General features: G+C 64.0%; 6 protein-coding genes. 1 reads left to right on the top strand and 5 read right to left on the bottom strand.

The genetic code is table 11. From position 1 onward, the window contains the following. Window positions 1–446, top strand: a 446-nt coding sequence (locus tag AC1D1S_RS15740; RefSeq protein ID WP_476994878.1) for an efflux RND transporter permease subunit, incomplete at its 5' end; no start/stop codon positions are given. Here AC1D1S_RS15740 and AC1D1S_RS15735 read toward each other — a convergent pair. From AC1D1S_RS15735 to AC1D1S_RS15715, 5 genes are all read right to left on the bottom strand, one after another. Next, window positions 443–4735: a Pls/PosA family non-ribosomal peptide synthetase gene (locus tag AC1D1S_RS15735; RefSeq protein WP_476994877.1), complete on the bottom strand. Its 4293-nt coding sequence runs from the start codon at window positions 4733–4735 to the stop codon at window positions 443–445. The genes AC1D1S_RS15740 and AC1D1S_RS15735 overlap by 4 nt on opposite strands. Window positions 4736–4750: 15 nt before the next feature. Then, window positions 4751–6202 (bottom strand): aspartate kinase, encoded by a 1452-nt coding sequence (locus AC1D1S_RS15730; protein ID WP_476944099.1) that lies wholly within the window; start codon window positions 6200–6202, stop codon window positions 4751–4753. A 75-nt stretch (window positions 6203–6277) separates the two neighbouring features. Further along, window positions 6278–7549, bottom strand: a complete 1272-nt coding sequence (gene ectB / locus AC1D1S_RS15725; protein ID WP_243181302.1) for a diaminobutyrate--2-oxoglutarate transaminase — start codon at window positions 7547–7549, stop codon at window positions 6278–6280. A gap of 490 nt (window positions 7550–8039) precedes the next feature. Continuing rightward, complete coding sequence (locus AC1D1S_RS15720; protein WP_476943372.1) at window positions 8040–8939, bottom strand: M20/M25/M40 family metallo-hydrolase; 900 nt, start codon at window positions 8937–8939, stop codon at window positions 8040–8042. A 175-nt stretch (window positions 8940–9114) separates the two neighbouring features. Continuing rightward, the coding region (locus AC1D1S_RS15715; RefSeq protein ID WP_476994876.1) for an MFS transporter at window positions 9115–10155 on the bottom strand (1041 nt) is incomplete at its 5' end.

Below are 10155 nucleotides of genomic sequence, written 5' to 3'. Positions count from 1 at the left end.
TCGGCATGTTGATGCTCGTGGGCATCGTGGTGACCAATGCGATTGTGCTGATCGACCTCATCAACCAGTACCGCCAGCCGCGCAACGGCGAAMCCGGGATGAACGTGGCGGACGCGATCACGCACGGCGCCCGCCAGCGCCTCCGCCCCATCCTCATGACGGCGCTCGCCACGGTATGCGCCCTGACACCGATGGCGCTGGGACTGACTGGCGGCGGCGGATTCATCTCCCAGCCCCTGGCGATCGTGGTGATCGGCGGCCTGATCTCCTCCACCGCCCTCACACTCATCCTGGTCCCGGTGCTGTACCGGCTCGTGGAAGGCCGGCGCGAGCGCAGGGCACTGCAGAAGTCGCTGCGCCGTGGACGCCATTCCGGGCCGGCCGTGACCGAGGACTTCCCCGACGACTTCCCCGAAGACGCTCCCCTGCCAACCAGTTCGCACTAGGAACCAGAACCCGGCGTCCCTGCCTTGTCCCGCGATGCCGGGAGCGTCCCGTGGGTGCCACGGGCGCCATGTGCTGCATGGGTTCCGTGGGATCCCCTAGAGGGCTTCGGGCGGCCACCAGCCGCCGCGACGCCGTCCCTGTGACGGGGCCCGCTGGACACCAAGGCCGCGAGGGTTGACGGTGCTGCGGGGACCGTCACCTCGCGCGCCGGGTTGCCGGTATAGGTTGCATCTTCCGGGACGTCTTCGCCCTTCATCAAGAGGGCGTCGGCACCGAGTGACGAACCATCCTGCATCGTCACCCCGTAGTTGACCCACGAATCCACGCCAAGGGAGCAGCGGTTGCCGAGAACGATGTAGTCGGACTTGAAGGCCCCGTCTTCCATGGAGTGGCCCTGAATGGTGGCTCCTTCATTGAACGCACAATCATCACCGATAGCCACAAGAGTTTTYTCCGGTATGTTGGCGCCGGCATCGTAGAGCCGCTTGCCGACCTTGACGCCCAGCATTCGCCAGATCACGGGCTTGAACGGGGTTCCGTTGAAGCCCGGCATGGCCAGCAGCTTCCATAGACGTTCGTGCCGCCAGAAGTAGGGGTCGTAGATGGAGCAGTATTGCGGCTTCAGGTGGCGGAAGCCCATGACCGAGCGCTCAACAAGCACGGCAATCAGTACGCGGAACAGCAGCAAGGTGAGCATCATGGCTGCGATCGCCAGCACACCGAGGAAGCTGAATGCCGACACGGCAACGGCGGCGCTAAACGTGGCAACAAACAACAGGAACCAGCGCACGGCCAGGAACAGCACCATGCTCAGGATGTTGTGCCGGTTCTTTGCCGGGAGAGCGCTGTTCCGCGCCTCTGCAATCGTCTGTTCATCAAATTGGGCGTCACGCTGAACAGACCGGGGAATCTCGAACGGCGGTGACCCCAGCAGGCCCACATCCGCACGGATCGGACCGTCGATCGGAATCATCACCTTCGTGGCCAAGAGACAGTTCTCCCCGACCCTGGATCCGATCGGAACACTGATGGCATTACCGAGAAAGTTGTGGCCAGCCAGGTGGACCCGCGAGAGACGGAACGACGTGCTTGAGAAGTCGGCGTTCATCATGTTGAGGCCGTCCGCGACCATAGTTCCTGTTCCCACTGAGCTCAGGAACGGCGACTCGTGGGCCAGTGTGGGGCCGAAGTTTGACCCGGTTTGCTCCACCCTGCCGAGGTTATAACCCAAGGCCTTCAGATAGTGCACTATGTACGAACTATCGCCGAAGACATCTTTGTACAGTTTGACGTTGGACACGCGGGCGATCATGCGCTGGATGGTGAAGTGCACGCCGTACAGCGGATAGACCTTTTCCGGCTTGATGAAGCGRTTGAGCAAACGCGGGATGCTGAAGATGATGATCAGGCCGGTGATCAGCCCGACAACGAACAGAACCACTGTTACGGCGAGTACGTCTATGAAAAAGTTTGGGGAGCCCGGCTGCAGGTGTCCCGTGCTCAGGTAGGGGGGCAGGAGCACGGCCAGCCCGAGAAGGCCCGCCGGAACCACCAGGACCAAACGGTTGAACAACTGGAGAAGGCTGAAAATGACCCTGCGTCGCGTGCCGCAATTAGTGGGCGGGACACGCAGGTAATTGGTGTTGGTGCGCGCAGCAGGCGAACCGTGCCAGATTTGTCCACCAGGTACAACCTGCCCGGTCTGCAACGATGAAGCATGTCCCAGCTGAGTGTCGTCTCCCATCGACGTAGCGATGTCCAACGTGGTTTTCTCCGACACAAGGACATTTCTGCCCAGCATCACGGGACCGGTTTCAATCATGCCCGAGCGTGCCCGATAGCATTGGAACGAGGAGTTCTTGTGGATGACTGTGTTGTCACCGACGCTGAGCAGGTCCGGGCACGCGGGCACCTTCCGGGAGAAGATCACCACCCCCTTGCCGATCTTTGCACCCAGGAGCCGCAGGTACACCACATACAGCGGAGAGCCGACGAACAAGACCAGTGGATTTGCCCTGGTAAGTGTCTTGACTGCCCAAAAACGGAGATAAGCCAGACTCCATATTCGGATGTTGCCCGGCTTCCACCGCCCAACCAGAATCCACTTGGCGAGGATCGGGGTCACGGAAAGGATCAGGAACATGGCGGCGCCGAAACCAATGGACCGCAGCCACATGTCAAATGGATTGCTGCCCCCGGATGTCCACTGGAAGCCGATAATCAGCAGGGAAGCAGCGTACGAAGTGTAAGCCAGGAAAATCAGCAACTGAATTGCCCCGCACATGACGAACTGGAAGGTGCTGGGTGGTGGCATCGGAACCGGGGGTACAGCGTCGGTCTCTGCTACGGCCGCAACGAGGACGGATTCACTGTGCCGGGCTTCGAGGCAGGCGGCGAGCTGCCGGACCGTCGGGTTCTCATAGATATCCTGCATCGCGGCTGCGGGCAGGGCGGTTTCTTTCCTGATGCGGGCGCAATAGCGGGCCATCAACAGCGAGTCGGCGCCAAGGTCGTTGAAGAAGTGGGCATCGGTGGAAACCTTCTCAAGGCTCAGGACGGTGCCAAGCTGCGCGGCCAGGGCCTCTTCGGCGGCGGTTGTGGGGGCAGTGAAGGACCCCGCAGCCGCCCGGCTGATCCTGTGCTCGGGACGGGGTAGCCGCTTCCTGTCCACTTTGTCACTGGCCATCATGGGAATGGAGTCCAGCTGTTCAAAATAGGCAGGAACCATGTATCCGGGGAGCCTGGTGCGCAGCATCCGGTGGAGGTCATGAGCATCCACGCCCTCCACGTCCTGGCGCAGGGTGTAGTAGGCGGCCAGCTCCACGGTTCCTTGTTCCGGCTCATACGTCTGTACGACTGCCTGTGCAATGCCGGGGAGCTGCAGGAGGACGGATTCTATTTCGCTCAGTTCGATGCGGTAGCCACGTATTTTGACTTGGGTATCGATCCGGCCGAAATATTCGAGCTGCCCGTCGTCGTTCACCCGTCCGAGGTCCCCGGTGCGATAAATCCGGCCGGAGGGATTGTTCTCAATTCCGAGGAAATCCGGGACAAAGGCCCGCTCTGTCAGGTCCTGACGGTTCACGTACCCGCGCGCCAGCCCCACCCCTGCGAGGCCGATTTCTCCCATTTCACCGCGCGGCAGGGCCCGAAGCTCGGCGGGATCCACAATGACCGCGGTGTAGGTGGGCAAGGGCACTCCGAGGGACACGGGCAGGTCCGGGTCCAGGACCGACCAGGTGGCAGTCACGGTCGCTTCGGTGGGGCCGTAGACGTTCAGGAAGCGCCGGCCGGGGCGGTGCCAGCGCATCACGAGATCCTTCGGGCACGCCTCTCCTGAGACCAGCAGGAACCGCAAATCGGGCAGGTCCTCGTCAAGCGTGGCCAGCAGCGTTGGAACGCAGCAAAGGGCGGTGATCCGTTTTTCCTGCAGGTACTCAGCGAGTTCGGCACCCAGCATGCTGGACCGGCCCGGTTTGGGCACCAGCGTGGCTCCGACCATCCAGGCAACCCAGATTTCCTCCACCGAGAARTCGAAGGCGATCGTCATGCCTTGGTACACGCGGTCAGTGGACTCAATCCCGTAGATGTCAGAGGCCACCCGGACAAAATTGCAGATGCTGGCCTGCTCCACTGCCACGCCCTTGGGCCGGCCGGTCGAGCCGGAGGTGTAGATAATGTATGCCAGCTCATCCTTGGTTCCGCCATGGTCCGCGGTTCCCAAACGGGAGGATTCCTCGGCGTCGATCTGGGCCTGCACATCATCGACGCACACCGTGACGGCGGCTACCTCAGGCAGCAGATCCCTCAGATGGGACAGAGACAGGACCATGGCCACGTTGGCGTCCTCGACAATGTACTGAAGACGGTCAGGGGGAAACCCAGGGTCCAGGGGAACATAGGCCGCGTGGATCTTCAGAACAGCCAGCATTGCCACGTAGGCCCGCCATGGCTGGTCAAACAGCAGGGCGATGCGGTCACCCGGCCGGGCACCGCACACCAGGAGATGCCGCGCCAGCTGGTTCGCCCGTTCATCCAGCTCCGTGTACGTCAGGACAACGTCCCCCGCATCGACTGCAACCTGGTCGCCGCGCCCCTGTTCCCGCAAGCGGTCGCAACTATCCTCAAACAGCCGGTCCAACCGCTCGCCCCGCTGCCAGCGAGCGGCCTGATCGGGCGCAGCCGACGTGAGGACAGTTCCGCCTTCCGAGCCGCCGATCATCGACATGATTCCCCGCAACTCGGGAGGTCTGGTGAGGCCGTTGCCGGTCCTCGCGGTCTTGCCCATCCTTTAGCTCCTTCGCTAGAAGTGACGTGCCACAGTTCTGTCGCCCGCCGGAACAGGGGTCATATCCTGGCCGGAAATCGGGACCCACGTCTGGAGCGGGGGGCCAACAGCGGGTGTGAGATGGCCTTCATGACCGGCCGCCGTTGCCTCGTCCGCCGGGGTCATGCCGAAGGCCCGCCGGACAGCGCGCTCGGCATCCGCGAGCCGGTCGGCGTGCGTGACAGCCCCCACGGACGTCTCGGAGATGTCGACGAGATCGAGCTCCACGTCGGCGTCGGACAGGGCCTTGAGGAAGGTGCAGAAGATTTCCGGGGACGACCGCATGCCCAGTCCAGTAATGGACACCCGGCCTACCCGGTCCTCGTGCTGCAAACCTTCAAATCCAATGCTTCCCTTTTCGGCATCCAGCACGGCAAGGGCGTTGCCCGCATGGGCAGCAGGCACGATCAGGGCAACGTCGGAACGCCTCGGGCCGGGGCCGGCCGTATTTTGGACAATTGCCTGGACATGCGCCCCGGAACGAGAGAGGACATGCAAGATGCGCGCCATGCTGTCCGGCTGGTCCGGAATTCCCACCACAGTGATTTTCGACGCCGAGTTGACCCCGGCTACTGCGGTCACCTCGGGTTGTTCCCTGGCGGGCTGGAGCGGTGGATGACGGTCAAGGCCGGGCAGGATCAACGTCCCGGGCTCCGGCACGAAGGAGGACCTCACATGGATCGGAATACCGAACCGGCGGGCGTATTCAACACACCGCAGGTGCAGTACCTTGCAGCCGGAGGCGGCGAACTCAAGCATTTCCTCGCTAGAGAGGATCTCGATCTTCCGCGCCGTCGGGACAACCCGGGGATCCGCGGTGTAGACGCCGTCGACGTCCGTGTATATCTCGCAAATATCGGCTTCGAGCGCAGCGGCCAGGGCGACCGCGGTGAGATCCGAGCCGCCACGGCCGAGCGTGGTCACCCTGTTCCGTTTCTGCGTCCTGCCCTGGAATCCTGCGACGATGGGGACCTCGCCACGGGCCAGACTGCTGCGGACGCGGTCCGGCCTGACATCAGTGATGTGTGCCTTGCCGTGGATGTTGTCGGTGATGAGGCCGGCCGCACTGCCGGTAAATGTGCGGGGCAGCTGGCCGAGGTCCGCCAGGGCAATCGCCAAAAGGGCCGAGGACACAAGCTCGCCGATGCTCAGCAGGGCGTCAAGGTCCACAGGCAGCGGCCGGGCGGAAACTTCCGCGGCAAGATCGCAGAGTTCATCGGTGGTGTCCCCCATGGCGGACACCACCGCCACGACCCGATAGCCGTTGGTCCGTGTTTTGGCGATCCGCTCGGCTGCCCGGAGGATACCCGCGGCATCCGCCAGAGACGAACCGCCAAACTTTTGAACAATGACACTACCCGGGGGAATCGCCCGGTCGGTCTCCGCTAGATCACTGTCGTTGAAAGCTGTTGCCTTGCGGGTACCCATTTTGCTCCCCGAAATCTACTTCGATTCTTGCAAGGGGCACTGGCCCCTTTGAGCCGTTTTGCCCTGTTCGGATGCTCAAATGGTTGATCCCAAGGCCACCGGCTCCCCGGTCACAGTCACCGCGGCTGCAGCGAGAATATCGAGTCCCTTCTGAAGATCCTCGGGGCTGATAGTCAGCGCGGGCATCGTCTTGACCACTTCACCTTCGGGTCCGGACGTTTCCACGAGCAGACCACGGGCGAAGGATTCGGCCGCAATCTTCTCCGCAGTTTCGGGGTTGGGGTAGTAAACACCCGCGAGCAGTCCCCGGCCACGGACCGTGGCGCCTTCGACGCCCGCTGCGATCTGGGTAAGCCCCTCGTGGAGCTGGGAACTGAGCCCCGCGACGCTTGACTGGAAGCTGCCGTCCCGCCAGTAGTGCTCCAGGGCAGCGGCGCCGGTGACGAAAGCCGGGTTGTGCCCCCGGAAAGTTCCGTTGTGCTCGCCAGGCTTCCAAATATCCAGTCCGGGTTTGAACAGTGTCAGTGCCAAAGGCAGTCCAAAGCCCGAGATGGATTTCGACAGGCAGACGATATCCGGAGTGATCCCCGCTTCCTCGAAGCTGAAGAAGTTCCCGGTCCGTCCGCAGCCRGCCTGCACATCATCCACGATGAGCAGGATGTCGTGTTCCCGGCACAGCTCGGCAAGGCCTCGCAGCCAGGACGCCCGGGCAGCCCTGAGCCCACCCTCGCCCTGGACGGTTTCGACGATCACCGCTGCGGGCTTATCGATGCCCGATCCCCTGTCCTCCAGGGCTTGCCGGAGCCACAGAAAGTCCGGCATCTGACCATTGAAGAACCCGTCATAGGGCATGCTCGATGTGTTCGTCAGCGGGACGCCGGCTCCCTGCCGTTTCATTGAATTGCCCGTGACCGACAACGATCCCAGGGTCATCCCGTGAAACGCGTTGGTGAAGCTCAGGACATGCTGCCTGCCGGTAACCTTCCGGGCAAGCTTCAGGGCTGCCTCCACCGAGTTTGTTCCCGTCGGTCCGGGGAACATGACTTTGTAGTCCAAATTCCTGGGCTCGAGGATCAACTCCCGGAAGGTTTCCAGGAATTGCCGCTTGGCCGGTGTTTTCATGTCGAGTGAATGAACGATTGCGCCGGAGAGAAGATAGTCCACCAGCGGCTGCAGCAGCACCGGGTTGTTGTGCCCGTAGTTCAGTGCTCCGGCGCCGGAAAAGAAGTCCAAATATTCTCTGCCGTCTTCACTGTAGAGGCTGCTGCCGGACGCACGTTCAAACACGGTGTCCCAGCTGCGGCAGTAGCTGCGGACCTCGGACTCCAAGCTTTCGAAGATATCCATCTGTCGATGTCCCCCGTACTTCCGACTGGCGAAGATGCCCGAGCGCAAACACAACCCGGGTTTTCCGGATGACGGGCGCGGGAAGGGGACAGTGCAGCGCCTGCGGCGCACTGACGGTTGCTTTCACGGGGCCCGTATGTACTCCCGTATAGAGGTGCTCTAGGCGGGAACTGGGCAGATCCTAGACGCCTGCCCAAATGCTTTTCCGTTTCTTATCGTAAACTCAGGAAACTCACAGCACCTGAGTAGCGGGTACCTGTCTTTTCCCCTCAAACGGCTGATTAACTACCCGATTCGGCAGCGTTTCTCACCTTCGGCAACCCCGGGCTACTCGGAAAAATGCGGGCCGCCGGGCATCCGGCGGACATGGGCGCCGGCGCCATGGACATCCGACTTCCTCGGCCAACGGGGACGACGAACGCGGCGAGGGACGGGACACCGTTTTGAGAGTCGTTTGATTTGATAGTCGTTTGAAAGGCGAAGCTGGTGTTTAGCCGGTCTTGGCCATCGCGTAGGCCACGGTGCCGTAGGCCAGGGCGCCGGACATTTCGGTGAGCAGTTCCGGGTTGGTGTTGGCGATCGTGTCACAGGCCTCGTGGTAGCAGGGATCAAGTACCTTGCCGGCCGCCCCGCCAAAGGACTGTGCCTGGGCCTGGGTCTTCTTCTCGACATCGCCGGTGAACAGCCCGCCGCCGGGAATGCCGGCCGAGAGGAAGGCGTCGTAGTCCGAGCCGCCGTCAAAGGGCGTGGTCTCGGCCGGCAGCGCGTTCTCCTGGAAGTAGCGGAAGAAGACGTCCTCGATCGCCTTGGACCCGGCCGGGCCGGCGTCGCCGAAATCCGATCCGTCCCCGTCATGAACGGACCGCACACCGTTCGGCGAGGCCGCCATGTCCACGTTCAGGTTCGCCGCGGTCTGGCCGATCTCGGCCGCACTGAGTTCATCGACGTAGTGCTGGGACCCGTACAGGCCGTCCTCCTCGCCGCCCCAGAACGCGAACCGGACCCGGTTGGCCGGGGTGATCCCGGCCTCCTTCATCCACCGCGCGGTCTCCAGGACCGCCGCAACCCCGCTGCCGTTGTCGTTGATGCCCGGGCCCTCCTGCACGGAATCCAGGTGCGCGCCCACCACCACGGTGTGCCCGGCATCGCCAACCGTGTCGGCGAGGATGTTGAAGGACTCTACCCGCGCCTTGCCCCGGCCATCACGCCGAAAAGAGAAGCTCTGCCGCACCGGTGAGTATCCGGCCGCCCGCAGCTGTTCCTCGACGTAGCGGGCCGACTCCTCATACCCCGAGGTCCCCGCGGCCCGGTTCCCGCCGTTGGCGTCAGCCACCCGCTGCAGCGCCTGCAAATGCCCCACCATGTCCCGGGACTTGAAATCCTCCAGCACGGCACGCGCATCCACCGGACTCGCCGGGGCCAGTACGGTAGGTGCCGAACATCCCGAAACCAAAAAGCCGATTGCCACCAGGACAGCCGCGGCCGCCGTCCGCCCCCGCTGGTACCTCCGCCTACCCGTCACGCTAAGAACATACTTCCTCAGTCGCCGGGGAGGAAGGCCACCCCTAGTGCGAGCCGGCCCTAAGCGGTGCGGCGGCCACGGCCGCCGGATCGGAGAAGGCCAGACGGGGCACCATCACCAGCGCGGCAGCCGCAGCAAGCCCGGTGACCCCGCAGATGGTCCATACCGTGAGGTAGCCGGCGAGCGGCGCCGCGGTCTGACCGGCGTCCCCCGCGCCGGCCCCGGCCTCGGCCAGGACGTGGCTGACCAGGGCGATGCCGAACACCGCGGACGCGAAGGCTCCGCCGATGGTCTTGGTGGTGTTGGTCAAACCCGTGGCCATCGCGGTCCGGTTGAGGGGGGCGGCCGCGGCGGCCGCCGAAGGCAGCGCCGCCACGAGGGCCCCGGAGCCGACACCGGCGATCGCCATGTTGGCCAGCGCCTGGATCAGACTGCCGTGGAACGGCAGGAACAGCAGGTAGCCCAGGCCCACGAGCGTGGCGGCGCCCACGAGGGTCCAGCGCGGAGTGAGCCGGCGGGTCACCACCGGGTACAGCAGCGCGCCCACCAGCAGCGCCAGCACATAGACGCCGATGATGATGGAGACGTGCCCGGCGCGCAGCCCGAGGCCGTAGCCGTGCAGCGCGGGATCTGTCCGGGCGAAGGTGGACAGCGGGGCCTGCGCGCCGAGCACCGAGACACCAAAGAGCCCGGCGGTCAGCTGGACGGGCCACATGGACTTACCCCGCAGCATTCGGATGTCGACGAGCGGATCGGCCGCGCGCAGCTCGAACCGCGCGAACGGAACGAACACCAGAATTCCGGCTCCCACCAGCGCCCACGGCCACCACGCGCCGGCCCCGTTGAGGCGCATGAAGGTCAGCCCGGACGTGATGAGCAGCAGCCCGAGGGCGAGGAGCGTGAAGCCACGGGTGTCCACGCGTCCGCCGCTGCGCTCCCGCGACTCCGGCACGCCAAACCTGACGGCGAACCAGCATGCGGAGACGGCCACCGCGGGGACCAGGAGCACCAGCTGCAGCTGGCCCGCGAACACTTCCACGAGCGCACCGGCGGCGAGCGCCCCGGCGATGACACCGGCTTCCAG

This window comes from Arthrobacter sp. P1_A5 (assembly GCF_056406825.1).
Note: the sequence above shows the minus strand (reverse complement) of the source record. Positions and strands in the feature narration are given on the sequence as shown.